This is a genomic window from Variovorax beijingensis (genome assembly GCF_007828835.1).
Lineage (GTDB): Bacteria > Pseudomonadota > Gammaproteobacteria > Burkholderiales > Burkholderiaceae_C > Variovorax > Variovorax beijingensis_A.
The window spans coordinates 81,659-108,528 of the sequence record NZ_VIVL01000009.1 but is presented as its reverse complement, the minus strand read 5'-3'; the positions used below and the strand labels follow the sequence as shown (position 1 = coordinate 108,528).

The following is a 26,870-nucleotide window of genomic DNA, read 5'->3' as shown; positions in this document are numbered from 1 at the left end:
CCATCTCGCCAAATGGCCACCCTGCCGAATGGCCTAGGCTGGGAAAAGCCTCAAGGCAGCCACTGCACCAGCGTCATGACCAGCGTCAGCGTCGCCAGCGCGAGCACCGTCGACACCGCGACGCTGGCCGTGACCAGGTCTTCCGAGGTGCGGTAGCGCTGCGAAAAGAGAAAGACGTTGGCGCCGATCGGCAGCGCCGCCGCCACCACCATCACCGTGAGCGGTATGCCGCGCACGCCCAGCAGCCAGCCGATGCCGGCCACCAGCAGCGGATGCAGCAGGTTCTTCACCAGCGCCTGCCCCGTCGCTTCGCGCCAGTGCCGCCCGACGGGCGTCAGCGCGAGCGTGATGCCCACCATCACCAGCGCCACCGGACCGAAAGCCTGGCCGAGCAGCAGGATCGGCTTGTCGAGGAATTCGGGCATCGCGAGCCCGGTCTGCGCAAACAGCAGCCCGGCGATGATCGGCATCGGCACCGGGTGGATGATGGCGTTGCGCAGTGCGCGCAACACCGTGCGCGCCATGGGGCGCTGCTCGTGGCCTTCCCGCTGCGCATGCTCGCGCGCCACGGCCAGCTCGAGCACCACGGTGGCGCTGGTCAATAGCACCAGCGAATGCAGCGAGATCAGCGTGAGCAGCACCACCATGCCCTGCTCGCCATAGGCCAGGCCGACCAGCACGATGCCGATCATCACCGTGTTGCTGTAGGTGTTGGCCAGCGCAATGACGGCCGCCGTGCGGTTGAAGCCGCGCAGCGCCAGCGTGCCCGCAAACAGCAGGCCCGAGGCGATGAAATACGCCGCCACGGGCTTCAGGCTCAGCTCCTGCACGTGCACCGTGCTCATCGCGCGGAAAAGCAGCGCGGGCGCAAGCAGCAGGAAGATCAGGTTGGAAAGGTCCTTGACGGCGTTGCCGCCGATCCAGCGGCGCCGGCCGGCCAGGTAGCCTGCCGCGATCAGGACGACGACCGGCAGCAGCGAAGAGATGACGAACGAATTCACCCGCCGAGGATAGCCTCATGCCGGCAGGCAGCGCCGGCGGGTTCGTTCAGAAGGTCACGCGCAGCCCGACCTTCAGCGAACGCCCCGGCAGCGGCGCGTTCGGGTACACCGTCGTCGTCAGGATCGACGTCGGGCTGTAGGCCAGCTTGTTGGTGATGTTGTCGATGCGCGCATACCAGGTGAGGTTGGCGCGCTGCACCTTCATGCGGTAGGCGATCGAGGCATTCCACAGCGTGTAGGCGTCGGTCTCGCGCGCGCCCACGCTGGGCACGTGGCGCTGCGCCGCGTTGTAGTCGAAACCGAAGCGCGCGCTCCAGGGGCCGTTGCCGTAGGCCAGCGTCGCGCCCGCGCGGAACGGCGCGATGCGCGGCAGCGGCTCGCCGGTGTCGAGGTTCTTGGCACGCACCACGTCGCCGCGCCATTCCAGGTCGAGCGTCGCGGCGTCAGCCAGCCGCGCGAAGCCGTCGGTGCCCAGGAGGCGCAGGTTGCCGCTCGCCTCGATGCCGGTGAAGCGCGCGCGCACGCCGCTGTAGAGGTACTCGGCCAGCGTGTCGGTGGCTTCGGGGTCGGTCACCACCTGGCCTTCTTCGTCGAGCGTGCGGCCCGATGCCGTCAGGCCGATGTAGTTGCGAAAGCGCGTGACGTAGGCGTTGACGCGGGCCGTGTTGGCGCCCGACTTCCATTGCGCGCCGACGTCGAAGCCGACCGACTTTTCCTTGTCGAGGTTCGGATTGCCGACCTCCCAGGCCGCCGTTGCCACGTGCGGGCCGTTGGCGAGCAGCTCGTAGTCCTTCGGTGCCCGCTCGGTGTAGGCCAGGTTCGAGGTGAGCTGCCACTGCGGCGTGAGATTGACGAGCGCGCCCACGGCCGCGCTGTGCGGATTGAAGGTGCGCTCGCCGATGGCAAAGCGCGTCACGGTCGGGTCGTCCGGATAGCCGAGCGAGGTGACGCGGACCTTCTCGGTGCGCGCGCCAAAGCTCAGCCGGCCCCAGGAGGTGCCGAGTTCCTCATACAGGAACAGCGCGTTGGAGCGCGTGCGGCTGTGCGGCGCAAAGGCTTCCGCGCCGTCCGCGGCAAAACGGTTGCTCTCGCTCGCGAAGCCGACCAGGCCCTCGAAGTTGCCGATCTTCTGGTGGCGCGCCTCGATGCGCAGGTCGTTGCTCAGGTTCGAGAAGGTGGTGCCGGCCTCGCGGCCTTCGTACTCGGTGTGGCGGTAGTTGGTGTGGCTGGCCTTGGCGTGGATGCTGCTGATGAAGCCGCCCGGGCGCCACTCGCCCTCGATCGCCTGGCGGTCGGACTTCATGCCGATGGTCACGTCGTCCTCGGCCACGGTGCCGTAGGTGCTGCGGTAGGTGCTGGCCGAGGCGCCGATCCAGCCCTGGTCGAAGAACAGCGTGCCGCCCACCGCGCCGCCGTGCGCCTCGTTGGCCGAATTGCAGATCTTGCGCGCGAGCCAGGGGCGCCCGGGCTTGCTGCATTCCAGGTCGATGGGCACCGAGACGTCCTTGGAGTCGCGGTTGAACGCATCGACGTGCAGCGCGAAGCGGTCGTTGCCGCCTTCGAGCACCACGCCGCCGTTCTTCTCCTTGTTGCCGGTGGAAAAGCCCAGGTCGGCACGGCCGCCGAAGCCGTTGATCGGCTCGCTCGGAATGCGGTTGTCGATCACGTTGACCACGCCGCCCACCGCGCTGCCGCCGTACTGCAGCGCCGACGGGCCGCGCAGCACCTCGACGCGTTCGGTGACCAGCGCGTCCATCGGCACCGCATGGTCGTAGCTCAGCGACGAGGCGTCGGGCGCGCCGCCACCGTTCTGCAGGATGCGGATGCGGTCGCCGTCGAGGCCGCGGATGATCGGCCGGCTCGCATTGGGCCCGAAGTAGCTGCTGCTCACGCCGGGCAGGTTGTCGAGCGTTTGGCCGAGCGTCGATTCGGAGCGCATCAGGAGCCTGTCGCCCGAGAGCGTGGTGGTGGGTGCGATCAGTTCGCTCGCGCCCAACGGATTGCCGGTGACGGCGATCTCCGGCAGGACCGGCGCGGCCGCTTCGGCGGGCTGCGCCTGGGGTACCGGTTGGGGCTGGACCTGGGCCATGGCCGCGAAGGAAGCCAGCGAAAGAATGGCAGCGCCGATGGCGTTGCGACGGAATTTGGGAATCATGATGAACACTCGTTGAACCAAGGGGCGGCCGCCGCCATCCGCATCAAACGCGGGGCAGCAACCGGAACACAGCGGGATTCAGCGAGTGGAAGGCGGGCCGCGCGCGTCGAACAGCGCAACCCAGCGGGCGATGGCCTCGCCCTGCAGATAGGCAAAGGTGGCCGACGGCAGCAGCACCGGCAGCATCACCATCGGCACGCCAGGCGCGCCCGAGCCATGCGACAGCTGGTCGTAGAGCCGGCACTCGGCATCGGAGTGATGGCCGAACAGGTCGCCGATGCCATGGGCCGCATGCTCGTGCGCAACCGCCGGGTGCGCCGCCAATGCCGCCGCGTGGGCCTGCGCCAGGCCGGGCACGTGCAGCGTCCGGTGGATCAGCCCCAGCGTGCCCGCGAACCACAGCGCAACCATCAGCGCGATGGCGATCGCGCGGGTCGACGCGATCGTCCGGGTCGGGATGGGGCTGGCGACGTGCACGGGAAGCAGGGCTGAAAAGGAAGCTCAGGCCTTGACGCGCGATGCGAAGGTCTTCCGGAACTTCTCGACCTTGGGGCCGACCACGAAGGCGCAGTAGCCCTGGTTCGGGTTGTTGAGGAAGTAGTCCTGGTGATAGGCCTCGGCCGCCGAGTAGTTGGCGAGCGGCGCCACCTCGGTCACGATGGGCGTGCTGTAGGTCTTGCTTGCCTCGATCTCGCGGATGACCTCCTCGGCCACCTGCTTTTGCGCGTCGCCCGTGAAGTAGATGCCGCTGCGGTACTGCGTGCCCACGTCGTTGCCCTGGCGGTTCAGGGTCGTGGGGTCGTGCACCACGAAGAAGATCTCGAGAATCTCGCGCAGGCTGATGGCCGCGGGGTCGAATTCCACCTTCACCACCTCCGCATGCCCCGTGCGGCCGGTGCAGACCTGCTCGTAGCTCGGGTTGACCGTCTGGCCGTTGCAGTAGCCCGATTCGACGTCCACCACGCCCTGCACCCGGTCGAACACGGCCTCGGTGCACCAGAAGCAGCCTCCGCCGAGCACGATGGTTTCAGTGGGCGACGATGAAGAGGACATGGCTGCTCCGGCAGGTGGGGAAAAAGCGAACCCGATATTGTCGCGGCTTGACGGGCTGGATGCTGGTCACTACATTACTAACCCGCGAGTCATTAAATCATGCCCACCCCCCGATTCTTTGCCGACAAGATCTGCCCGGTGCGCGCCAAGCGCGAGCGCCGCAAGGAGGCGCGTCCGGGCGAACTGCTGGCAGCGGCGCTCGACCTGTTCGTCGAAAAAGGCTTTGCCGCCACCCGCGCCGAGGAAGTGGCGGCGCGCGCGGGCGTCTCCAAGGGCACCCTCTTTCTCTACTTTCCGAGCAAGGAAGAGCTCTTCAAGGCCGTGGTGATCGAGAACCTCGGGGGCCGGTTTGCCGAGTGGAACGACGAGTTCGAGGCCTTCGAGGGCACGACGGCCGACATGCTGCGCTACTGCATGCGCGTCTGGTGGGAGCGCGTGGGCATGACCAAGGCCTCGGGCCTGACCAAGCTCATGATGAGCGAAGGCACCAATTTTCCCGAGCTGGCCGAGTTCTACCGCAAGGAGGTGGTGCGGCCGGGCCATTCGCTGCTGCGGCGCATCCTGCAGCGCGGCATCGACCGCGGCGAATTCGCGCCGGTCGACGTCGACCACGCCATTTACGCGGTGGTGGCGCCGATGGTCTTCCTGATGCTGTGGAAGCACTCGGCCATGGTCTGCGTCGACGCGGAAACCTCGCTCGACCCCGAAAAATACCTCGCCACACAGGCCGAGACCGTGCTCTACGGCCTCACCCGGCAGCCCGGAGCCGCCGCATGACGCGCAAATGCATCGCCGGCCAGCCGCGGGCTTGCGCCGCGCAACCTAAAATTGAAGGTTTGTCCTGAGCCCCACAAGGAAAAGCCTCCCATGAACCCCACCCCCTCCCTCGAGCGCCTGCGCTTCAACATGATCGAACAGCAGATCCGGCCCTGGGATGTGCTCGATCTGGAAATCCTCGACCTGCTGGCTGTGATCCGGCGCGAAGACTACGTGCCGCCCGAGCACCGCGCGCTGGCCTTCTTCGACATGGAGATTCCGCTCGGCGACGGCTCCGTTCCCGGCCAGGTCATGCTCTCGCCCAAGGTCGAGGCGCGCATGCTGCAGGACCTGCACGTGCAAAAGCACGAGTCGGTGCTCGAGATCGGCACCGGATCGGGCTTCATGGCCGCCCTGCTCGCCCACCGCGCGGCCCAGGTACTGTCGCTCGAGATCGACCCCGCGCTGGCCGCCCGCGCCGCCGAGACGCTGCGCCAGAACGGCGTGGCCAATGTCGAGGTGCGCAACGCCGACGGCGCCGTGCCGCTGCCAAGCGGTCCGAGCTTCGACGTGATCGTGCTCAGCGGCTCGGTGGCGCGCATTCCGCAGAACCTGCTCGGCTCGCTCAAGGTGGGCGGCCGCCTCGCCGCCATCGTGGGCGAGGAGCCGATGATGCGCGCCCACATCGTCACCCGCAGCAGCGAAAGCAAGTGGGACACCATCCAGCCCTGGGACACCGTGGCGCCGCGGCTGCTCAACTTCCCCGAGCCCTCGCGCTTTTCGTTCTGAACGGGCGCCACCGAATGATCGACCAAGTCCGCCCCGCCGATCTTGCCGCCTGGTTTGCGGAGCATCCCGAGGCGCCGCCCGTGCTGCTCGACGTGCGCGAGCCCTGGGAGCTGCAGACGGCCAGCGTTGCGCCGCAGGGCTTCACGCTCGTGGCCATCCCGATGAACGAGATTCCGGCACGGCTTGCCGAACTCGACGAGGGCCAGCGCATCGCCTGCCTCTGCCACCACGGTGCGCGCAGCCAGCGCGTGGCGGCGTTCCTGAGCCAGAACGGCTTTGCCGAGCTGGCCAACGTGGCCGGCGGCATCGACGCCTGGTCGGCACAGCACGATCCCTCCGTGCCGCGCTACTGATTCTTTCTTCAAGGACGTTCAATGCCTTTCAGGCCCAGGCTTTTGCCTCTTTCCGCAGCGCTTGCAAGTCTCTTTGCCACCCTGCTCGCGCTGCCGGCCCAAGGCCAGACACTGAACGAACTCTACGAATCCGCGCGCGGCTTCGACGCCACCTACCAGGGCGCGCGGGCCCAGTACGACGCGAGCGTGGCACGCGCCGCGCAGGCCAAGGCCGGCATCCTTCCGGCCGTGGGGCTCACGGCCGGCGCCACGCGCAACAACCTCGACATCGACACGCTCACCGGCGCCGGCCGCGGAACGACCACGCCGCGCGACTTCACCACGCAGAACATCGGCATCAACGCCACGCAGCCGCTGTACCGGCCCGCCAACTGGGCCACCTACGAGCAGGGCAAGCGCCAGGCCGAGATCGCACAGGCGGTGCTCACCATTTCCGAGCAGGACCTGATCGTGCGCGTGAGCCAGGCCTACTTCGACGTGCTCGCGAGCCAGGACAGCCTGACGCTGGTGCGCGCGCAGAAGGTGGCGGTGGCCGAGCAGCTCGCGTCGGCCAAGCGCAACTTCGAGGTCGGCACCTCCACCATCACCGACACGCGCGAAGCCCAGGCCCGCTACGACCTCGTCATTGCGCAGGAGATCGCCGCCGAAAACGACCTGCAGGTGAAGAAGGTGGTGCTCGACCAGCTGGTCGGCCGCCCGGGCAGCGTGCCGGTGCCGCTGGCGCAGCCGGTGGTGCTGCCGGCCGCCACGCCGGCCAACATCGAAGCCTGGGTGGCGCAGGCCGAGGAAGCGCACCCGGCCATCCGCCAGGCGCGGCTCGGGCTCGACGTGGCCGGGCTCGAAATCCGCAAGGCCGAAGCCGGCCACAAGCCCACGCTCGACGCCAACCTGGGCTACAACATCACGCGCAATCCCCACGGCACCAGCACCAGCACCGTGGGCACGCGCATCGATGCAGCGTCGGTCGGCGTGGTGTTCAACCTGCCGCTTTTCGCCGGCTTTGCCACCGAGAACCGCATCAAGGAAACGCTCGCGCTCGAGGACCAGTCGCGCAGCGTGCTCGAAGGCACCCGCCGCAGCGTCGCACAGGCCACGCGCGCGGCCTACCTCGGGCTGGTGTCGGGCGCGGGCCAGGTCAAGGCGCTCGAAGCGGCCGAGGCCTCGAGCCAGAGCGCGCTCGATGCCAACCGGCTCGGCTACCAGGTGGGCGTGCGCATCAACATCGATGTGCTCAATTCGCAGAGCCAGCTCTACCAAACCAAGCGCGATCTCGCGCAGGCGCGCTACAACGTGCTGCTGGGCAACCTGAAGCTGCGCCAGGCCAACGGCACGCTGACGGTCGACGACATGAACGCGATCAACGCGACGCTGGCGAAGAATGGCAGCACGGTGCCGCCAGCGCCCGGCGAAAGGCCGCAGGCCGCGCCTTCGGTGCCCGTGACGCCGCCACCCATTCCCGTGGTGCCGCCGGTGCCGGTGCAGCCGTTCAATCCGCCGGCACCCACGATGCCTTCGGCACCGCCGCCGCCGGTCATCCTCAATCCCCCAGTACGCTGAGGATTTTCTCCCTCCCAGGAGCCATGCACACTCAGTCGAGTGTGGGTTCGGCGCGCGGCGCTTCGCTTTCGAGCGGCGCGTGTTCCGACGCCACGGGATCCGCCGCCTGCGCGATCGCCAGCACCGCGGCTGCGGTGCGTTCGGCGGCGCCGCGGTTCGACGACGAGAATGACAGCGCAGCCTCGGCCATGGCGGCGCGGCGTTCGGGGTTCTCGACCAGCTTGAGCGCCGCGGTGACCGCCTGCTCCATGTTCTCGACGCGCAGCGAGGCCCCGGCCGCCAGCGAAAGCTGCGCCGCTTCGGCAAAGTTGAAGGTGGAGGGGCCCATGACCACCGGACAGCCGCAGGCGGCCGGCTCGATCAGGTTCTGCCCGCCCAGCGGTTCGAAGCTGCCGCCGAGCAGCGCAACGTCGGCCAGGCCGTAGTACAGCGCCATTTCGCCGAGCGAATCGCCCAGCCAGATCTCGGCGTCCGACGGCTCGCCCGCGGCGCTGCGGCGCGCCACCGCAAAGCCCTCGGCTTCGATCAGCGCGGCCACTTCGTCGAAGCGCTGCGGGTGGCGCGGCACGATCATCCACTGCACGTCGTGCACGCGCTTGGCAATCGAACGGATGGCGCCCTGCTCGGGCGGCACGGGCGCGGTGGCGCCGAAGCGCCTGAGCACGTCGAGCAGCATGCGCTCCTCGCCGTCGCGCGAACTCGCGAGCACCACCATCGGCTTGGGCAGCCGCTCGCGCAGCGTCGCGGCCGCGGCCAGCTGGCGCGCATCGGGCGAGGCGTCGAACTTCAGGTTGCCGTAGATGCCGGCCACCTTGGCGCCCAGCGACACCAGCCGGTGCGCGTCGGCCTCGGTCTGCGCCCACACGGCAGCCAGCGCCGAGTACGCGGGCCGCGCGAGCCAGCCGAGACGTTCGGCCGCGGCCAGCGATTTCTCGTTGAGCCGCGCATTGGCCAGCACCAGCGGGATGCGGCGCTCGGCACAGGCGGCGGCCATCTCGGGCCAGACCTCGGTTTCCATCAGCACGCCGATGCGCGGCTGGAAACGGTCGAGAAAACGCTTCACCGCGCCGGGCATGTCCCAGGGCTGCCAGACCTGCGTGTCGCCGGGTTCGAGCAGCTTGGCGCCTTCTTCGCGGCCCGTGGCCGTGCCGTGCGTGAGCAGGATCGGTATGCCTGGGTACTGCCTGCGCAGTTCCGCGATCAGGATGGCGGCCGCGCGCGTTTCGCCGAGCGAGACCGCATGCACCCAGCACTGGCCCTCGCCGGTGGTGGCATCGTCGTAATAGCCGAAGCGCTCCTCGACGGCCACGCCGTAGCCGGGCTCGGCCACCGCCCGGCGCCGCAGCTTGCGGCGAACCAGCGGTTGCACGGCGGTGGTGAAGGCGCCGTAGAGACGCAGCAGCAGCGAACGCACGGTGCTCAGTGCGACGCTTCGGCCAGCGTCGCGTCGGCCTTGACGGTCTTGAGGAGCGCGAGCATCTCGGCTTCGATGCGCTTGAGGGCCGCATCGGTCTGGCCCTCGAAGCGCAGCACCAGCACCGGCGTGGTGTTGGAGGCGCGAATGAGCCCGAAGCCATCGGGCCAGTCGACGCGCAGGCCGTCGATGGTCGAGACCACCGCGGGTGCCGCGAAGCTCGCGCCTGCGACGAGTTTTTCGACCACTGCATGCGGCTCGCCTTCGGCGCATTTCACGTTGAGTTCGGGCGTCGAAAAGCTCGTGGGCAAGGCGTTGAGCGTGTCGCTCGCATTGGGCGTCTTGCTCAGGATCTCGAGCAGGCGGCAGCCCGCATAGGTACCGTCGTCGAAGCCGAACCAGCGCTCCTTGAAGAAGATGTGGCCGCTCATCTCGCCGCCGAGCGGCGAATCGATTTCCTTCATCTTGGCCTTGATCAGCGAATGGCCGGTCTTGAAGATCATCGGCTTGCCGCCCGCGGCCTCGATGGCCGGCGCCAGGCGCTGCGAGCACTTCACGTCGTACACGATGGTGCCGCCCGGCACGCGCGAGAGCACGTCCTGCGCAAAGAGCTGCATCTGGCGGTCGGGGAAGATGTTCTGGCCGTCTTTCGTGACGATGCCCAGGCGGTCGCCATCGCCGTCGAAGGCCAGGCCCAGTTCGGCGTCGCCTTCGGCCAGTGCGGCCATCAGGTCCTTGAGGTTCTCGGGTTTGCTCGGATCGGGGTGGTGGTTGGGAAAGTTGCCGTCGACCTCGCTGAACAGTTCGGTCACTTCGCAGCCTATGGCGCGGAAGATGGCCGGCGCCGAGGCGCCCGCAATGCCGTTGCCAGAATCGACCACGATCTTCAGCGGACGGGCCAGCTTGATGTCGCCGACGATGCGCTGGGTGTAGGCCTCGGTCACGTCGACCTTGCGCACGCTGCCGCCGGGGGCGAGCCTGGCGGTGCCGTCTTCCATGACCTTGCGCAGGCCCTGGATCTCGTCGCCGTAGATGGCGCGCCCGGCCAGCACCATCTTGAAGCCGTTGTAGTCCTTGGGATTGTGGCTGCCCGTGACCTGGATGCCGCTCGTGCACAGCGTGTGGGCCGCAAAGTAGAGCATGGGCGTGGTCACCGCGCCCACGTCGATCACCTCGACGCCGGTGGCCACCAGGCCGTTGATCAATGCTTCGACGAGCGCGGGTCCCGAGAGCCGGCCATCGCGGCCCACGGCCACGGTCTTTTCACCGGCGGCGCGGGCGGCGCTGCCGAAAGCCCGGCCGAGCGCTTCCGCGACCTCGGCATCGAGCGTGACGGGCACCACGCCTCGGATGTCATAGGCCTTGAAAATCGACGCACTGAGTTGCATGAAGAAGCATTCCCTGTAGGTTCTTGAGAACGGGCCATTGTAGGCAAGCGCTCCGGTGCCCACATGTCCGAAAACGGCCAGTTGAAACGAGTCGAAACCGTATCATTTGCCCATGCCTACTCCTCACGCATCCACCGAAGCACTCGAGAGCGACGCCTGCTACCTGGCGATGAAGACGCACGATGCGCGCTTCGACGGCTCGTTCTTCACCGCGGTGACCTCCACCGGCATCTACTGCCGGCCGGTCTGCCGCGTGAAGCTGCCGCGGCGCGAGAACTGCCGGTTCTTCCGCCACGCGGCGCAGGCCGAGGCCGAGGGCTTCCGCCCCTGCCTGCGCTGCCGGCCCGAACTCGCGCCGCGGGCGGCGAGCTGGTCCACCGAGGATGCCTCGCGCATCCTCGCGCTGCAGGCCGCCCGGCTCATCGACGAGCCCGATGCCTGGTCCGAGGATGGGCCGGGCGCAGCGCAGATCGCCGCACGGCTCGGCGTGAGCGACCGCCACCTGCGGCGCATCTTCGAGGCGCAGTTCGGCGTCTCGCCCTTGCAATACCTGCAGACGCGCCGCCTGCTGGCCGCCAAGCAATTGATCGCCGACACGCGCCTGCCGATGACGCAGGTGGCGCTGGCCAGCGGCTTTGCGAGCGTGCGCCGCTTCAACGCTGCGTTCCTGGAGCACTATGGCCTCAACCCGAGCGCGCTGCGGCGTGCCGGCGGCGCCGAGGGGGGCCAGGGGAAGGCCATCGAGGTGCGGCTGGGCTTTCGGCCACCTTACGACGTGAACGCGATGCTCGGCTTCTTTGCGCGGCGCGCGCTGCGTGGCGTCGAGCTGGCCACCACGGCCGATGGCAAGGAGCCCGCCAAGGGCAGCACCCCGGCTTTCGTTCACCTGGCCCGGACGCTGAGCGTGCAACAGGGCGGACAGGCGCACGCCGGCTGGCTGCAGCTGCGCTTCGACATGGCGCGCGAGCAGATGCTGCTGTCGGTCAGCGACTCGCTCGCCGCGGTGCTGCCGATCGTGATCAGCCGCGCGCGCGCCATGCTCGACCTCGATGCCGAGCCGATGGCCATCAACGCGGCGCTGCACGAGGCCTTTCCGCACGGCGACGGCTTGCGCGTGCCGGGCACGGTCGACGGCTTTGAACTGGCGGTGCGCGCGGTGCTGGGCCAGCAGGTCACCGTGGCCGCGGCACGCACGCTGGGCTCGCGGCTGGTGGAGGCTTTCGGCGAACCCATCGCCACGCCCATCGAAGGCCTCGACCGCCTGTTTCCCACGCCCGCGGCACTGGCGGGCGCGAGCGGCGACGCACTCGGCAAGCTCGGAATCGTGCGGCAGCGCCAGGCCGCGCTGCAGGCCATCGCGCGCGAGGTCGCCGGCGGCAGGCTGGCGCTGCATGCGGGCGCCGACGTGCCCTCGACCATTGCCGCGCTGCAGGAGCTGCCCGGCATCGGCGCCTGGACCGCGCAGTACATCGCGATGCGCGCGCTGCGCTGGCCCGACGCCTTTCCCGCGGGCGACGTGGCGCTGCAGAAGGCGCTGGGCGTGAGCACCGAACGCGCGGCCAGCCAGGCGTCGCAGGCCTGGCGGCCCTGGCGCAGCTATGCGGTGCTGCGCGCCTGGCATGCGCCGACGCCGGCCACGGCTGCGGCTCCGCCTGCGGCGGCCCCTTCTTTCAACAACCTCACAACGGCAGGCGCCTCCGCCTGAAATGTCATGAAGTTCAAGAGCAAAGTCATCTACACCTCGCACATCGACACGCCGCTCGGCGGCATCACGATGGCGGCCACCGACGAAGGCCTGGCGGGCGTCTGGTTCGACCAGCAGCGCCACTGGCCCGACACCACGGGCTGGCAGACCCAGGACGATCATCCCGCGCTGGTCGAGGCCGGCGCCCAGCTGCGCGACTACTTCGCGGGCAGGCGCGACACCTTCGACGTGAAGCTCGACCTCTCGCACGGCACCGCGTTCCAGCAAAGCGTGTGGCAGGCGCTGCTCGCTATTCCGGCGGGCAAGACCATGACCTACGGCGCGCTGAGCGTGAACGTGGGCAACCCGGCCGCGGTGCGCGCGGTGGGCGCGGCCGTCGGGCGCAACCCGATCAGCGTGATCGTGCCCTGCCACCGCGTGCTGGGCGCCGACGGCTCGCTGACCGGTTACGCTGGCGGGCTCCACCGCAAGACTGCGCTGCTGGAACTCGAATCGAAATAGGGCCCGCCGCAGGGCTGCGAAGACCTTATGAGCACGACAACGAACGACAACACCACCGCCCATCCGTCGCCGAAGCCCAAGGCCTGGCTCATCGACCTCGTGCTGCTCGGCGCGCTCTGGGGAGCGTCCTTTCTTTTCATGCGCATCGGCGCGGCCGAGTTCGGCGCCTTGCCTGCGGCTGCGGTGCGCGTGGCGGTGGCCACGCTGTTCCTGCTGCCGCTCTTGTTCATGCGCGGCCACGGCGCGGCGCTGGCACAGCACTGGAAGGCCTCGATGGCCATCGGCGTGCTGAATTCGGGCATTCCGTTCGCGCTGTTCTGCTTTGCGCTGCTGGCCATCAACAGCGGCCTGGCGGCGGTGATCAATGCCACGGTGCCGATGTTCGGCGCGCTGGTGGCGTGGGCCTGGTTTCGCGACCGGCCCGACGGCTCGCGCATCGTCGGCCTGGTCATCGGCTTCGCGGGCGTCGCCATGCTGGCGAGCCGCAGCGCGGGCCTGCACGCCGACGCCAACGGCAACGCCGCTCTGTGGGCCGTGCTGGCCTGCCTGGGCGCCTGCGCCAGCTACGGCGTGGCGGCCAGCGCCACGCGGCGCTACCTGGGCGGCGTACCCGCACTGGCCACCGCCACCGGCAGCCAGATCGGCGCCACGCTGTTCCTCGCGCTTCCGGCGCTCTGGTTCTGGCCCGCGCAGATGCCGAGCCTGCGCGCCTGGCTGGCGTTGCTGGCCCTGGGCATCGCATGCACCGGCCTCGCGTACATCCTGTTCTTCCGGCTCATCGCCAACGCGGGACCGGCGCGCGCGTTGACGGTGACCTTCCTGGTGCCGGTGTTCGCGGTGTTCTACGGCGCCGTGTTCCTGGGCGAAAACATCACGCAATGGATGCTGATCTGCGCGGGCGTGATCGTCTGCGGCGTGGCGCTGTCCACCGGCCTCGTGAAGCTGTGGCCGTGCGCGGGCGGCTCGGCCGCTACATCGCCCCCGCGACCACGTTGACCGACAGCGCGAGCACCAGCATGTTGAAGGCGAAGGCGAGCACGCTGTGCACCAGCGTGAGGCGCCGCATCTCGCGCGAGGTGGCCTGCACGTCGGACACCTGCGTGGTCATGCCGACCACATAGGCGTAGTACAGGAAATCGAAATAGTCGGGCTCATCCTTGCCCGGGAAGTCCAGCCCGCCGTCCGGCGAGCCGTCGCGCCGGTCGATGTAGTAGCGATGCGCATAGTGGAAGGCGTAGATCGTGTGCATCATGAGCCACGAGCCCACCAGCGCCACCAGCCCGAGCGCGATGTGCCCCGCCCGCACCGGCCCGCTCATCAGCTTGACCTGCTGCAGCAGCATTGCGATGGCCACCACGCTCGCGCCGATCAGCACCAGCATCGACACCAGGATCAGCACGTTGGGCTGGTCCAGCGACTGGGCGCGCTCGCGGGTGCGCCGCGCATCGAAGGTATCGGCCAGCCACCACGTGAGCACCTGGTAGACCGCGACAGCGGCACACCAGCCCGCAAGCCCGCGCGCCATCGCGTCGAGCGGCCAGGAGACGGCGGCGACCGCGATCCCGGCCACGCCGCCATAGAAAAGCCGCTGCGGGCCGGTCGTCGCGGAAAGGTGCTTGTGCATGTTCAAAGCTTACCTCTAGTACTTTCTGGGACATGCCCCGCATCGGCATCAATGCCGTCCTACACGCACAACGGCAATCGGCGCATGGGCGTTGCGCGAAGGCGCTATTAACTTGGCGGTCAACAACAGGGAGCAACCGCCCGGATGCCCGGCGCGCACACAAATTGCGTGTCGAGCCCGAGGCGTATTTTTTTGCCTTCTTTCTTCTCCTCTCCTAAGGACCTCTCCATGCTGTTGTTCCGCACCTGCCCGCCTGCCAGCCCCGCAAGGCTGACGAAGCTGGGCGCACTGGCTAGCGTTGGATTTCTCTTTGCGCCCGCACTGGCCTGGGCCGATCCGTCGCCCGCGCTGGACCGTTTCAGTTTCTCGGTGGGGGCCTTCAGCGCCGATCCGAAATTCAACGCATCGGTCAGTTCGCCGTACGGCGCGCTGCGCACGCGCGACCTCGAGCCCGGCCGCGTGACCATGCCGCGCATCACGGCCGACCTGCTGATCGGCGACAGCCATGGCATCTCCTTCGACTACTACCGCTACAAGCGCGACTACTTCGGCCAGGCCTCGGGCAGCGATTCCTTCGGCGGCTTCGGCAGCGTGACCGCGGTGGGCAATGCCAACCTCAACGTGAAGCTCGACTTCGCCAAGCTCTCGTACAAATGGTGGCTCGGCTCGGGCAACACGGTGTTCGGACTCGGCGCCGGCGCGGCCTACTACCGCATCGGCGTCGGCACCAACGCCAACATCGTGGTGAACGGACGGGTCCGCACCTTGAACGAAGACTCGAGCGATGACGCGATCGCGCCGCTGCTCGAGGTCGGCGTGCGGCATGCTATCACTCCCGACCTGCGCCTGTTTGCCGACCTCTCCGGCGTGCGCAAGGGCGGCGGCCGCTTTCACGGCAGCATCTACAACGCCACGGCAGGCGTGGAGTGGTTTCCCGTGAAGAACGTCGGCGTGGTGCTGGCCTATGGCGCCACCAACATCGACATGGCGCGCGACAGCAGCACGGCGGAGACCCGCGTCAAGGTCAAGCTGCACGGTCCCTCGGCCTTCCTCAAGGCGCGGTTCTGAGGCCCGCGGCGGCGCGGCGCCATGCCATGGGCGGGCGGCTGCGCGCATAGGTGCTTGCGATCATCGGTTGCCGCGCGCGGGCCCCTATGATCTTTTGATGTACATCCCAGCCCCCATCCGCTCCAACAAACCCGGCGGTTGCGCCGCCAGTGCGCGCGGCATCCGCAAACCACGCTCGCTTCGCCTTGCCGTCCCGGCGGCGGCAGCGCTGCTGCTGGCAGCGGGCGTACCGGCGCACGCGCTGGTCATCGGCGTGACCGAAGGCGTGAGCTACCAGGCCGCCGAAAGCCAGATCGCACCGCGCTTCGAGCCCATTGCCGAAGTGCTGAGCAAGGCACTGAAGCAGCCCGTGACCATCAAGGTGCTGATCTCCTACGCCAGCGCGCGCGAGGCCTTGAAGGAGCAGCAGGTCGACCTGGCCTTCATCCACCCGGCCCACGTGGCGCTCGAGGCCGTCAAGAGCGGCCGCTACCAGGCGCTGGCCTGGACCAGCGGCTTCACGGCCTACAAGGTGTCGCTGCTGTGCAAGGAGCCGCAGCCCATCTCCAACTGGAAGAGCATCGCCGGCAAGGGGCTGGTGATGCCCGACGCGGATTCGATCACCTCGGTGATCACGCGCGCGATGCTGCGCGAGCAGGGCCTGCAGCCCGCCGCGCTCAAGCTCACCAACACGCGCTACCAGGACGCGGTGCCGTTCTACGTGCAGAACGGTTTCGCCGCCTATGGCGCCACGGCGGCATCGGGCGTGGTCAAGACCTGGAAGGAGGGCGGCGGCAACGTCTGCGCGGAATCGCGCGCGGTTCCCATCAAGCAATGGCTGGTGTCGCGCAAGCTCGATGCCGCCACGGCCAGCGCGGCGCGCGACGCCCTGCTGGGCCTTGCGCAAAGCGATGCCGGCAAGCGCGCGCTCGCCACATCGACCTACACTGGCTTTGTCGCACCCTCGGCCGAGGTCGAAACGGCCCTGATGACCTGGCTGGGCATCTGACCCCCTGCGGGCGCGGCGTTCCAACTCCGCTTTTCATGAACCACCCATGACCGACCTGTCCCGCTTTCCCATCACCCAAAAATGGCCCGCGCTTCACCCTGACCGGCTGCAGCTGTATTCGCTGCCCACGCCCAACGGCGTGAAGGTCTCGATCATGCTGGAGGAGACCGGCCTCGCCTACGAGCCGCACCTGGTGAGCTTCGAGAGCCACGACCAGATGTCGCCGGAATTCCTCTCGCTCAATCCGAACAACAAGATTCCCGCGATCCTCGACCCCGACGGGCCCGGCGGCAAGCCGCTCGCGCTGTTCGAGTCGGGCGCCATTCTTCTGTACCTGGCCGACAAGACCGGCAAGTTGATTCCCCAGGATGCCGCCGGCCGCTACGAAACCATCCAGTGGCTGATGTTCCAGATGGGCGGTATCGGTCCGATGTTTGGCCAGCTCGGTTTCTTCAACAAGTTTGCCGGCAAGGACTACGAGGACAAGCGCCCGCGCGACCGCTATGTGGCCGAATCGAAGCGGCTGCTCGGCGTGCTCGACAAGCGCCTGGCCAATCGCGCATGGATCATGGGCGACGACTACACCATCGCCGACATCGCCTCGTTCCCGTGGATCCGCAACCTGATCGGCTTCTACGAAGCGGGCGAGCTGGTGGGCTTCAGCGAGTTCAAGAACGTGGCGCGGGTGCTCGAAACCTTCGTCGCGCGGCCGGCCGTCGTGAAGGGTCTGGGCATTCCCAAACGCGGTTGACCGGCCTTCGGGGCGCAGCGCGCCCCGAACGAAAACAAAGCTACTCACTTTCCGATTCGAGTGTCTTTTTCAGGCACGCGCACGGGGTTCCCTCGCCTTTTCCAGCTTCGCCCAGAAGCGGTTGAGGTTACACTTCAATAAGAATAATTCTTATTCAATCATCCGAACCACCCGCACCACGCGCCGGTGGCCGGCCCAGGGAAACCAACACGTTGATGCTTGCGAGAAGGCGATCGGATGCGCGACCTCGTCCAGGAACTGGTAGCTCACTATGCGGACTTGCGCCGGCAACTGACGCGCGACCTGCGCGACCCGCACTATGCGGCGGACATCGCGCAATCCAGCTTCGAGCGCGTGTATGCGCACGCGCTCAAGATGAAGGGCGGCGACATCCGCATCGACGCGGCCCCTGAAAGCACCCAGGGCTCCGGCATCGAATCGCCACGCGCCTTGCTCTTTCGCGTGGCGCGCAACCTGTGCGTGGACGATGCGCGCCGCCGCAAGGTGGCACAGGACTGGGTCAGCACGCATTTCAACTCGGGCTCGCGCCAGGTGGTGCCGTCCTGCGAATACATCGCCGCGCAGCAGCAGGTGCTGGCGCGCGTGGTCGAGACGCTTGAAAAGCTGCCGCCCCGGCGGCGCGAAGTGTTCCTGCTGTTCCGGGCCTACGGACACACGCGCGCCGAAATCGCCCAGCAGCTGAAGATCACCGAAATGGCGGTCGCCAAGCACCTGCTGCGCGCTGCCATCGACTGCTCGCGCGTCTTCGCCCGGCTGCGTTCGGAGCTGATCGAGCAGCCGGTCATCTCGACGCGCCCGGGCTTCGACGCAAGCTTCGCCGAAGACTTCGCCTGACGGGCCGGCCGCATCGTGGCAAGCGTCCCGAACGAGAAACTCATCGAGCGTGCCCTCGCGCTGATCGTGGAGAGCGAGATCGCTGCGCACGACGCCGCCATGGCGGCCCGCCTGGCGCTTGCGCGGTGGCGCAGCCGGTCGGCGGAGCATGCGGCCGCGGCCCAGGAAGCGCGCCGCCGCTGGGATGCCCTCGGCGGCATGGCTGCGCAGTTGCGCGGGCTGCGGAAGTAGCGTGGGCGCCCTTGCCCTCACTGCAAGCGCCCCTCTTCGTGGCACGCCTGTTCCAGCACAGGCTTGATCAGCGCGGCCCCGGTCAGTGCCCAGAGGGTGAGCACGTCGTTCAGCGCGCAGATGTTCCCGGGGTCCACGCCGAGCCAGCGGATGAGCTCTTCGGCGCGCTCCGGCGAGGGCGCATCGTGCAGCGTGCAAAAGAGCGTCCACGCGGCGTCGAAAGCGGGATCGTCGGGCACACGGTCACGCATCATGCAGCCAGGCTTTCCAGCGGGACGTACGCCTTGTCCTCCTCGATCTTTCCGGCGCGCATCGTGACCACGCGGTCGGCCAGGTGGAAGTACCTGTCGTCGTGCGAGATCACCACCAGCAGATGCCCCTTGGCGCGCAGTTCGGGCAAGAGCTCCGTGTAGAACAGATGCCGGAAGGCCGGATCCTGGTCGGCGGCCCATTCGTCGAACACCAGCACCGGGCGGCCTTCCAGGTACGCATGCACCAGCGCCAACCGCTTGCGCTGCCCGGTCGAAAGATCGGTGGTGGTGAAGGCGCCGTCCTTCACGCTCACCTTGTGCGCGATTTCCAGGCGTTCCAGGTAGGGCAGCGCCGTCTGCGGCAGCGTGGCCGTGCCCGCGCCCTCTTCGCCGGCCGCCAGATCCTCGAACAGGTAGAAGTCCGAGAACACCGTCGTGAACAGCTGCCTGTAGTCGTCGCGCCCTTCCGGCGTCACCACGCCGCCGTCGAGCAGCACTTCGCCGCCGTGCGGTGCATAGAGGCCGAGCAGCAGCTTGATCAGCGTCGTCTTGCCGGAGCCGTTGTCGCCCACGATGAACACCATCTCGCCGGGCCGCAGCGACAGGTCGATCGGCCCGAGCGTGAAAGCCTCGCCGCCCTCGGGCGCATCGAAGCCGTAGCGCACGCCGCGCATGGCGATCTCGCGGTTCAGCATCACGCCGTTGGAGGCGCGCTCCAGGTGCAGGTGCGACTCCGGCGTTGCAAAGCGCGCCGACAGGTCGGCGATGCGCCGGAACGCGATCTTGGCCCGGCCCACGCCCGGCAGCGCGCCCGCGATCTGGTCCACCGGTCCCTTCAGGAACAGCATCACCAGCACGAAGCCGCTCAGCACCGCGGGCTCGGTCGGCCGGAACGCGGCCCAGCCCAGGATCAGCGCGATCAGCAGGAAGAACAGCGCCGAGCCGAAGGCCGTCGCCATCACGTAGGTGTTGATGGCGCGTCCGTTCACGGTGCGGATGTTGTCCACGATGCGCTCGATCTGCCCGCCGAACATCCGCGTGCGGCGCGCGCGGTGCATGCGGAATTCCTTCGCGCCTTCGCTGATCGCGCGGTAGGTCTTGTGCAGCTGCTCCTCGTATTCGCGCGCCTTCCAGAAACCCGCTTCGGCGCGCACCTGCGCGCGCGTCTGGATGGTCGCGCCGATCGCGAGCGCCACCGCCAGCAGGCAGAACAGCGGCAGCGACAGGTACGCGAGGTACGCCAGGCAGCCCAGCGCAATCGCGAACGCGATGAGCGTGGACGACAGCACGAAGGCCACGTCGCTGATCATGTCCACGTCCTGCGACAGCACCGGCATCAGCCGATGCGTGCGGTAGCGCTCCAGCGCATCGATGGGCGCCGAGAGAATCTTCTGCGCGAGGCTCTTGCGCACCTGTGCCACCAGCCGCTGGCCGACGAAGTTGGTCGACACGTCCGAGGCCATGCGCCCCAGCAGCGCCACCGCGCACAGCCCGACGAAGGTCAGCAGCAGCCCGCCCGCCATGCCGCCCTCGCGGTTGAGCACCTGGTTGATGGTGCCCAGCAGCGCGACGGTGGCCGCACCCGCGCTGATGCCGGTGACCGCGGACAGGACAATCCATGGAAGAAACGGCTTGAGCAGGCGCCCGAGCTCGGAGGTGTGGCCACGGGGGGCCGTGGTGGTCGGTGTCATGCAAAGGCTCTTTCCGCCCACCCGGGGCAAAACGGCTTGAAAACGGCCATGCCCTGTCGACATCGCCCGGGCGGCTGCACGCCGCTTACTGCATAGACGGCTGGGTCCCGGCAATGTTCATGCGATGTGACGGATGAACACCACCGCCGCCAAACCGTCTTCAAGGGATGCATTCCCCGCACCTCTTGCAGGCCGCCTCGTGATCGCGCTGCTGGAACCCCTGTTCCCGGGCGCACTCGCCGTGCATGCCGAACGGCTGCAGTGCGCGGACGCGGTACCGGCCGGCGCGCTGCGCGTGGCCGACCTGGCGCATTCGCCTTCGCTCCTGGCCGACGTGCTGCGCCTTCACGCCCGCGCACGTGGCGCGGCCGGCGCGCGCGACCTGCGGCCGGTCGCCTCGGCGTGGAGCCTGGACTACCTTTCCGCGCTGCTGCCGCCCGTGGTGGCGGCCGCCAGCGTGCTGCAGCATGTGTTTCCGGTTTCGGCGGAGCACATCTGGGTGCGGCTCGACGACAAGGGCGCACCCTCGAGCTTTCATGTGCTGCATCCGGGCGATGCGCTGCGCGGCGCGGACACCGCGCAGCGCTATGCGCCGCTGCTGTGGCAGCACCTGCAACCGCTTTTTTTCGCCTTGTGCAGCCTCACGCGGCTTGCGCCCAAGATTCTGTGGGGCAACACCGCGCGCCACCTCGAACCGATCTTCGACATGGCGCTGGCCGCGACCGGCGGTGCAGCCCACATCGCGCACGACCGCGACCGCCTCCTGCACCACCCCGCCTGGCCGGACGAGGCCCGGCCGGTCAACCCGCTGCACGCCCGCTGCCGCGAGGTACGGCCGGTCGACGCCGGCCAGGGCCGGCCGGTCAAGCTGCACCGCCAGTGCTGCCTCTACTACCTGCTTCCGTGCGAGGACTACTGCGGCGCCTGCCCGCTCGCGCCGCAGCACCGCAAGAGCGCCGGCGAAATCCTGCAGCCGTGAACAGATGGCGCGCTGCCACGTCTTCTCCTGAAGGCCCCACGCCCGCTTGTTCCCAAGCCAACTCCAACGCCGATCCATCCTTCACGCCACACCCATGTCCCAGGCAAAGCTCGTCTACATCCTGTCCTTGAGAAACGCGGCCGCCGACAAGGCCGGCCAGTACATCGACTTCAAGGGCACGCAGCGCTACATGGCGTCCCCGCTCGAATACCTGGCCAAGGCACTGGACGAAAGCTCGCTGGGAGAGGCCTATTCGCTCGAAGGCATCGTCTACGACGACGACGAAGGCTCGCCGCGGGACCGCGCGGCGCTGCAGGACTACGGCTTCTCCTGCCAGCCCGGCCGCCAGTGGATCTTTCCAGGCGACCTGAAGGCGCAGGGCAAGCTGCTCAACGGCATGCTCCACGCGGTGCCGTCCGAGTACCGGCGGCTTCCGCTCGACGCGAAAGAGCGACCCGCCGCCAAGAGCGCCTTCGAGCGCCGCCTGCTGGACAAGCTGCTCACGCTGCAGGCCGACATCGTCGTGCTCGACGGGCTCCTGGTCATCCTGGACGAACTCGTGCGCCCGGGTGCGCCCTTTCACCGCAGGATCGTCAACATCCACCCCGGCATCACGCGCATCGAGTCGCCTTACGAGCGCCGCGGCGCCTGCGCCACGCTCGATGCGCTGCACGGCGCCAAGGGCCGCAAGGTCGTGAACTGGCAGACGATGGAAAGCGTCCCCGCGCCGCTGCTCCTGAAGACCGGCGCCTCGCTGCACTACGTGGACAACGGCATCGACTCCGGCGAGGTCATCCACGACGTGCTCGGCACGCACATCGACCCCGCGGACTCGATCCTCGAGCTGCGCTGGAACAACTTCAACCACAGCCTCTTTCCGGCACTCCACCAGGGCCTGGCCCTGCTCGCGAGCCACCGGTCCACCGAAGGAACCCCATGACCCTCACCTCCTACGCCGACGGCACGCCGCACGACATCACCCTGGACGGCGAGATGCTCGCCGTGCGCAGCCGCCAGGGCGGCAGCCGCTCGCTCTGGAAGCTCGCAGCCGGCGGGGCCGATGCCGCGCTCCAATGGGTCGACGGCAGTGCGGCCTCCACCCCTCACCTGCTCGCGGCGCTGGAAGCCGCCTTCGAGTACCGCCCCGCGCACAAGAGCCTCGCGGTGGCGGTGCCCGCGCCGGCCGAGGAGCTGACCCACACCGGCGTCCTGCTGGCGTCGCCGGACGGCGGCGTGCGCGCCTTTCGCGACATGCTCTGGCAGCAGCCGCGCCTGTGGCTTCCCACCGTGCATGCCCCGATGGCGCAGCGCTATGCGCTCACCAACGGCAAGGTGCATCCGCTGCGCACGCCCAAGCCGCGCGGCGTGCTCTACCAGCGCTTCATTCCGTGGCTCGGCAAGACCTTCTCGTTTCGCAGCATCGACCTCGAGCGCGACCTGGGCATCTTCAACCGCTGGATGAACGACCCCGACGTGGCCGAGATCTGGGACGAGGAAGGCGACCTGGACAAGCACCGCGCCTACCTCTCGGGCATCGACCGCGACCCGCACATGTACTCGATGATCGCGAGCTTCGACGGCGAGCCCTTTGCCTACTTCGAGATGTACTGGGCCAAGGAAAGCCGCATCGCGCCCTTCTACGACGTGCAGGACTACGACCGCGGCTGGCACGTGCTGGTCGGCGAGCCGTCGTTCCGCGGTAAGGCCTGTGCCACCGCGTGGCTCACCTCCATCTCGCACTACATCTTCCTGTGCGACCCGCGCACCCAGCGCGCCGTGGGCGAGCCGCGCATCGACCACGTGCAGCAGATCCGCAACCTCGACAAGTCGGGCTACGCCAAGGTGAAGGAGTTCGACCTGCCGCACAAGCGCGCACAGCTCGTGATGATGCTGCGCGAACGCTACTTCATCGACAGCCTCTGGCTGCCGCGCAGCGACGCGCCGGCTGCAGCAGCCGCGTCCGCCACGCCCGTTTAACCCGCTCAACCGCTTCGCAGCAAAAAGGAATCCGCCATGGTCATTCACGACGTCATCGGCATCGGCTTCGGCCCCTCGAACATCGCGCTGGCGATCGCGCTCGACGAGAAGCGGCGCGAGGGGCGCCGGCTCGACGCAATGTTCATCGAGAAGCAGCCCACCTTCGCCTGGCACAAGGACATGATGCTGGAGCATGCGCACATGCAGATCTCCTTCCTGAAGGACCTGGCCACGCTGCGCAACCCGACCAGCCGCTTCACCTTCATCAACTACCTGCACGAGAAAAGGCGCCTGCAGGACTTCATCAACCTGAAGACCTTCTTCCCGAGCCGCCACGAGTTCAACGACTACCTGGCCTGGGCCGCCGCGCAGTTCGAGGATGCCTGCGTCTACGGCGAGGAAGTGTTCGAGGTGCTGCCCGAGCGCGAGGCCCACGGCGGCGACGTGACGCTGCTGCGCGTGCGCTCGCACGACCGCACGGGACACGTGAGCGAGCGCCTCGCGCGCAACCTCGTGGTCAGCATCGGCGGCATGCCCAACATTCCGGACTGCTTCCGAGCGCTGCGCAGCGACCCGCGCGTGTTCCATTCGAGCAGCTACCTGCAGGGCATCGCCGCGCAGGACGGCGCGCAAAGAATCGCCATCGTCGGCGCCGGCCAGAGCGCCGCGGAGATCTTCATGGACCTGCAGGGCCGCCCCCATGCGCCGCAGGTCGACCTCGTCATGCGGGCCCGCTCCATCCGCCCCTCGGACGACAGCCCCTTCGTGAACGAGGTGTTCAACGCCGAGTTCACCGACTACATGTACAGCCGGCCCGACGACGAGCGCGCCGCCCTGCTCGAGGAATTCGGCCACACCAACTACGCAGTGGCCGACCTGGAACTGATCCAGCAGATCTTCAAGATGTTCTACCAGCAGAAGGTGCGCGGCGAAAACCGCATGCGCTTCCTGCGCCGGCACGACATCCACGCCGCCCACGCCACGGCCGAGGGCATCCACCTGACCATGTGCGACCGGAACACCGGCCGCGAAAGCACCTCGCGCTACGACGCCGTGGTGCTCGCCACCGGCTACGCACGCGAGCAGCACAAGGAACTGCTGACCCCCCTCGCGCCGTACCTGGATGGTTTCTCGGTGGACCGCCACTACCGCGTGCGCAGCACCGGGGACTTCCGCCCCGCCATCTTCCTGCAGGGCGCCTGCGAGTCCTCGCACGGCCTGAGCGACACGCTGCTGTCGGTGACCTCGGTGCGCACGGGGGAGATCGGCAGCGCGCTGCTGAAGGCCATTCCGGCGATGCCGGGCACGGCGGGCGCGGCCAGCGCCGCCAACGCCGGCCGGAGCGAGCGCCAGGCCGTCCGCATCTAGGCCGCCGCCGAGGCGCGGCGGTGCGCGTGGCGGGTACGTGCTGAAGCATTTGGTACAGGGTGTCTCTCTTTTTGTAGTTCAAACGTCTCATGTACGGAAGCGCCAGAACTGCGGGATACGGCAGGCCTTGCGCTGAAACCCGAACACGTCGTTTTTTCACTGCCCCTGGAGTACCTCAACCTATGCGTCCCCTGCCCCGACCCCGCCTGCTGAGCGCCGCGCTTGCCTCGGCCTTCGGAACCGCCTGCACCCTCTGGGCGGCCCCCGCCTTCTCGCAGGACAGCAACCTGCCGGCGGTGACCGTCACGGCCGATACGGAAGCATCGGCCAAGGGCCATGTGAGCGGCTACGTGGCCAAGCGCAGCGCCACCGGCACCAAGACCGACACCCCGATCCTGGAAACCCCCCAGTCGATCTCGGTGGTCACGGCCGACCGCGCGGCCGCCATCGGCGCCACCACCGTGAAGGACGCGCTGGGCTACACCCCCGGCGTGAGCACCACCGTCTTCGGCGCCGACTCGCGCTACGACTGGATCTCGATCCGCGGCTTCGACGGCTACGCGCCGGGCTTCTACCTGGACGGCATGCCCCTGCGCAACAACGGCAACTGGGGCGTCTGGCAGATCGAACCCTACGGCATGGAGCGCATCGAAGTGCTGCGCGGACCGGCCTCGGTGCTCTACGGCCAGGCCAGCCCCGGCGGCGTGGTCAACGTGGTGAGCAAGCGCCCCACCACCGAGCCGCTGCGCGAAGTGCAGCTGCAACTGGGCAGCAACCACCGCACCCAGATCGCCGCCGACTTCTCCGGCCCCATCGATGCCGAAGGCAAGCTCAGCTACCGCCTCACGGCCGTCGGCCGCGACAGCAAGCTGCCGGCCGCCAGCATGGACGACGACCGCTTCTACATCGCGCCCTCGCTCACCTGGCGCCCCTCCGCGGACACCACGCTCACGCTGCTGTCGCACTTCAACCGCGTGCGTGGCGGCGTGTACACGCGCGGGCGCCCGACGGTCGGCTCGCTGATTCCCACGCGTTTCGGCAACTACATTCCCGACTCGCTCTTCGTGGGCGACCCCAACTTCAACCACTTCGACGTGAACCAGTGGATGGTCGGCTACGAGTTCGAGCACCGCTTCAACGACACGTTCACCGCGCGCCAGAACCTGCGCTACGGCCGGCTCGACGTCGACTACGGCGCCGTGCAGGGCCGCGCGATCGTGCCGCTCAACAGCAATGTCTCCGATCCGCGCAACTACCAGATGCTGCGCCGAAGCATCTCGGGCAGCCGCGAGAGCGTCTCGACCTTCACGCTGGACAACCAGCTCGAAGCCAACTTCGTCTCGGGCGACTGGAAGCACAAGGTGCTGATCGGCCTGGACCACCAGCGCACCGGCATCGAGCAGGCCAGCTACAGCGGCGGCAGCGCACCGAGCATCAACATCTACGCGCCCGTGTACGGCGGTCCGTTCTTCGTGCCCGCGCCCTATGTGGACGCCAACACCCGCCTGACGCAGACCGGCCTGTACATCCAGGACCAGATCAAGTGGGGCGAGCGCTGGAGCCTCACGCTCGGCGGCCGCTACGACCGCGCCTCCACGATCATCCACAGCAACCTGGACGGCACGCGCAGCGACATCCCCGAGCACAAGTTCACCAAGCGCGGCGGCCTGGTCTACACCTTCCCGAGCGGCTGGGCGCCCTACCTGAGCTACTCCGAATCGTTCTCGCCCTCGGCGCGTCTGAACCCGGACACCAAGAGCCCGTTCAAGCCCGAGACCGGCCGCCAGTACGAAGCCGGCGTGCGCTACCAGCCCGTGGGCACCACCGACAGCTACAGCGCCGCCATCTTCGACCTGCGCCGCCAGAACTACATCACCGCCGATGCCAACTTCCGCCCGCGCCAGACCGGCGAGGTGCTGGTACGCGGCCTGGAGCTCGAAGCGGCCTTCCAGCCCGTCAAGCGCATGAACGTGACGGTGTCCTACGCCTACACGCCCAAGGTGGAGATCACGGCCAGCAGCACGCCGAGCGAGATCGGCACGCCGCTGCTCGCGGTGTCCAGGCACCGCGCCGCGCTCTGGGCGGACTACCGCTTCGACAACGGCATCAAGGTCGGGCTGGGCGCACGCTTCAACGGCTCGAACCGCGGCGACCTGAACAAGGCGCCGATCCAGGTGCCTTCGTACACCTTGTTCGACGCGATGATCGGCTACGACATCGACCGCTGGAGCCTTGCGCTGAACGTGCGCAACCTGACCGACAAGACCTACTTCGCGAACTGCGACCAGTACGGCAATTGCTATTACGGCGACCAGCGCAAGGTCACGGCCACGGCCACCTACCGCTGGTAAGCCGCGCAGCGGCCTCCAAACGCAAAAAAAGGGACGCAGCTGGCGCTGCGCCCCTTTTTTGCGT

The 26,870-nt window shown here is 68.2% G+C and carries 26 protein-coding genes; 17 read left to right on the top strand and 9 right to left on the bottom strand.

Features of this window, described 5'->3' with window-relative positions; all coding sequences use genetic code 11:
* Positions 1-50: 50 nt before the first annotated feature.
* The 4 genes from FB547_RS23610 to msrA form a co-directional block, all read right to left on the bottom strand.
* Positions 51-1,001 (bottom strand): AEC family transporter, encoded by a 951-nt coding sequence (locus FB547_RS23610; protein WP_145746085.1) that lies wholly within the window; start codon positions 999-1,001, stop codon positions 51-53.
* A 46-nt stretch (positions 1,002-1,047) separates the two neighbouring features.
* On the bottom strand, positions 1,048-3,156 hold the full coding sequence (locus tag FB547_RS23605; protein ID WP_145746084.1) for a TonB-dependent receptor: 2,109 nt from the start codon (positions 3,154-3,156) through the stop codon (positions 1,048-1,050).
* Positions 3,157-3,234: 78 nt separating this feature from the next.
* Positions 3,235-3,633, bottom strand: coding sequence for a hypothetical protein (locus tag FB547_RS23600; RefSeq protein ID WP_145746083.1), 399 nt, complete (start codon positions 3,631-3,633; stop codon positions 3,235-3,237).
* Between the two features lie 24 nt (positions 3,634-3,657).
* Complete coding sequence (msrA, locus tag FB547_RS23595; protein ID WP_145746082.1) at positions 3,658-4,209, bottom strand: peptide-methionine (S)-S-oxide reductase MsrA; 552 nt, start codon at positions 4,207-4,209, stop codon at positions 3,658-3,660.
* Positions 4,210-4,308: 99 nt separating this feature from the next.
* Between msrA and FB547_RS23590 the strand changes: the two genes are divergently transcribed.
* From FB547_RS23590 to FB547_RS23575, 4 genes are all read left to right on the top strand, one after another.
* On the top strand, positions 4,309-4,986 hold the full coding sequence (locus FB547_RS23590; protein WP_145746081.1) for a TetR/AcrR family transcriptional regulator: 678 nt from the start codon (positions 4,309-4,311) through the stop codon (positions 4,984-4,986).
* 90 nt (positions 4,987-5,076) lie between these two features.
* On the top strand, positions 5,077-5,754 hold the full coding sequence (locus FB547_RS23585; RefSeq protein WP_145746080.1) for a protein-L-isoaspartate O-methyltransferase family protein: 678 nt from the start codon (positions 5,077-5,079) through the stop codon (positions 5,752-5,754).
* Between the two features lie 14 nt (positions 5,755-5,768).
* Entirely contained in the window at positions 5,769-6,107 is a 339-nt protein-coding gene (locus FB547_RS23580) for a rhodanese-like domain-containing protein (RefSeq protein ID WP_145746079.1), read from the top strand.
* Positions 6,108-6,128: 21 nt separating this feature from the next.
* A complete protein-coding gene (locus FB547_RS23575; protein WP_145746078.1) occupies positions 6,129-7,664 on the top strand; it encodes a TolC family outer membrane protein in 1,536 nt (511 codons plus the stop codon).
* A gap of 31 nt (positions 7,665-7,695) precedes the next feature.
* Here the strand turns inward: FB547_RS23575 and FB547_RS23570 are convergent, their stop codons facing one another.
* Both FB547_RS23570 and FB547_RS23565 read right to left on the bottom strand, forming a co-directional pair.
* Positions 7,696-9,078, bottom strand: coding sequence for a 3-deoxy-D-manno-octulosonic acid transferase (locus FB547_RS23570; RefSeq protein ID WP_145746077.1), 1,383 nt, complete (start codon positions 9,076-9,078; stop codon positions 7,696-7,698).
* A gap of 5 nt (positions 9,079-9,083) precedes the next feature.
* Positions 9,084-10,466, bottom strand: a complete 1,383-nt coding sequence (locus FB547_RS23565) for a phosphomannomutase/phosphoglucomutase (protein WP_145746076.1) — start codon at positions 10,464-10,466, stop codon at positions 9,084-9,086.
* A gap of 112 nt (positions 10,467-10,578) precedes the next feature.
* Between FB547_RS23565 and FB547_RS23560 the strand changes: the two genes are divergently transcribed.
* From FB547_RS23560 to FB547_RS23550, 3 genes are read left to right on the top strand one after another with little or no spacing between them, the layout of a single operon-like run.
* On the top strand, positions 10,579-12,171 hold the full coding sequence (locus tag FB547_RS23560; RefSeq protein ID WP_145746075.1) for a DNA-3-methyladenine glycosylase 2 family protein: 1,593 nt from the start codon (positions 10,579-10,581) through the stop codon (positions 12,169-12,171).
* Positions 12,172-12,177: 6 nt separating this feature from the next.
* Positions 12,178-12,672, top strand: coding sequence for a methylated-DNA--[protein]-cysteine S-methyltransferase (locus tag FB547_RS23555; protein WP_145746074.1), 495 nt, complete (start codon positions 12,178-12,180; stop codon positions 12,670-12,672).
* A gap of 27 nt (positions 12,673-12,699) precedes the next feature.
* Entirely contained in the window at positions 12,700-13,668 is a 969-nt protein-coding gene (locus FB547_RS23550; protein WP_145746073.1) for a DMT family transporter, read from the top strand.
* Here FB547_RS23550 and FB547_RS23545 read toward each other — a convergent pair.
* On the bottom strand, positions 13,643-14,296 hold the full coding sequence (locus tag FB547_RS23545; RefSeq protein WP_145746072.1) for a DUF1345 domain-containing protein: 654 nt from the start codon (positions 14,294-14,296) through the stop codon (positions 13,643-13,645). The two genes, FB547_RS23550 and FB547_RS23545, sit on opposite strands and share 26 nt — an antisense overlap.
* Before the next feature lie 228 nt (positions 14,297-14,524).
* On the opposite strand from FB547_RS23545, the gene FB547_RS23540 reads away from it, so the two are divergent.
* The 5 genes from FB547_RS23540 (at position 14,525) to FB547_RS23520 (ending at position 18,189) form a co-directional block, all read left to right on the top strand.
* Positions 14,525-15,364 (top strand): hypothetical protein, encoded by an 840-nt coding sequence (locus tag FB547_RS23540; protein ID WP_145746071.1) that lies wholly within the window; start codon positions 14,525-14,527, stop codon positions 15,362-15,364.
* Between the two features lie 97 nt (positions 15,365-15,461).
* Positions 15,462-16,352: a phosphate/phosphite/phosphonate ABC transporter substrate-binding protein gene (locus FB547_RS23535; protein ID WP_145746070.1), complete on the top strand. Its 891-nt coding sequence runs from the start codon at positions 15,462-15,464 to the stop codon at positions 16,350-16,352.
* Positions 16,353-16,398: 46 nt separating this feature from the next.
* A complete protein-coding gene (locus FB547_RS23530; RefSeq protein ID WP_145746069.1) occupies positions 16,399-17,103 on the top strand; it encodes a glutathione S-transferase N-terminal domain-containing protein in 705 nt (234 codons plus the stop codon).
* Positions 17,104-17,340: 237 nt separating this feature from the next.
* Positions 17,341-17,958 carry an RNA polymerase sigma factor gene (locus FB547_RS23525; protein ID WP_145746068.1) on the top strand — a complete coding sequence of 206 codons (618 nt, stop codon included), beginning with the start codon at positions 17,341-17,343 and terminating at the stop codon, positions 17,956-17,958.
* Positions 17,959-17,973: 15 nt separating this feature from the next.
* On the top strand, positions 17,974-18,189 hold the full coding sequence (locus tag FB547_RS23520; RefSeq protein WP_145746067.1) for an iron dicitrate transport regulator FecR: 216 nt from the start codon (positions 17,974-17,976) through the stop codon (positions 18,187-18,189).
* 17 nt (positions 18,190-18,206) lie between these two features.
* Here FB547_RS23520 and FB547_RS23515 read toward each other — a convergent pair whose 3' ends face one another.
* A complete protein-coding gene (locus FB547_RS23515) occupies positions 18,207-18,443 on the bottom strand; it encodes a hypothetical protein (RefSeq protein ID WP_145746066.1) in 237 nt (78 codons plus the stop codon).
* Positions 18,440-20,131, bottom strand: coding sequence for a cyclic peptide export ABC transporter (locus tag FB547_RS23510; protein ID WP_145746065.1), 1,692 nt, complete (start codon positions 20,129-20,131; stop codon positions 18,440-18,442). The genes FB547_RS23515 and FB547_RS23510 overlap by 4 nt, the downstream gene beginning before the upstream one ends.
* A 133-nt stretch (positions 20,132-20,264) precedes the next feature.
* Here FB547_RS23510 and fhuF point away from each other — a divergent pair, with 133 nt between their 5' ends.
* The 5 genes from fhuF to FB547_RS23485 all read left to right on the top strand — a co-directional run bounded on the left by fhuF (position 20,265) and on the right by FB547_RS23485 (position 26,806).
* Positions 20,265-21,110 carry a siderophore-iron reductase FhuF gene (fhuF, locus tag FB547_RS23505; RefSeq protein WP_145746064.1) on the top strand — a complete coding sequence of 282 codons (846 nt, stop codon included), beginning with the start codon at positions 20,265-20,267 and terminating at the stop codon, positions 21,108-21,110.
* Between the two features lie 94 nt (positions 21,111-21,204).
* On the top strand, positions 21,205-22,050 hold the full coding sequence (locus FB547_RS23500) for a formyltransferase family protein (RefSeq protein ID WP_145746063.1): 846 nt from the start codon (positions 21,205-21,207) through the stop codon (positions 22,048-22,050).
* On the top strand, positions 22,047-23,087 hold the full coding sequence (locus FB547_RS23495; protein WP_145746062.1) for a GNAT family N-acetyltransferase: 1,041 nt from the start codon (positions 22,047-22,049) through the stop codon (positions 23,085-23,087). Before FB547_RS23500 ends, FB547_RS23495 begins: the two co-directional genes overlap by 4 nt.
* A 36-nt stretch (positions 23,088-23,123) precedes the next feature.
* Positions 23,124-24,455 carry a lysine N(6)-hydroxylase/L-ornithine N(5)-oxygenase family protein gene (locus tag FB547_RS23490; RefSeq protein ID WP_145746061.1) on the top strand — a complete coding sequence of 444 codons (1,332 nt, stop codon included), beginning with the start codon at positions 23,124-23,126 and terminating at the stop codon, positions 24,453-24,455.
* 182 nt (positions 24,456-24,637) lie between these two features.
* Entirely contained in the window at positions 24,638-26,806 is a 2,169-nt protein-coding gene (locus FB547_RS23485; RefSeq protein WP_145746060.1) for a TonB-dependent siderophore receptor, read from the top strand.
* Positions 26,807-26,870 lie beyond the last annotated feature (64 nt).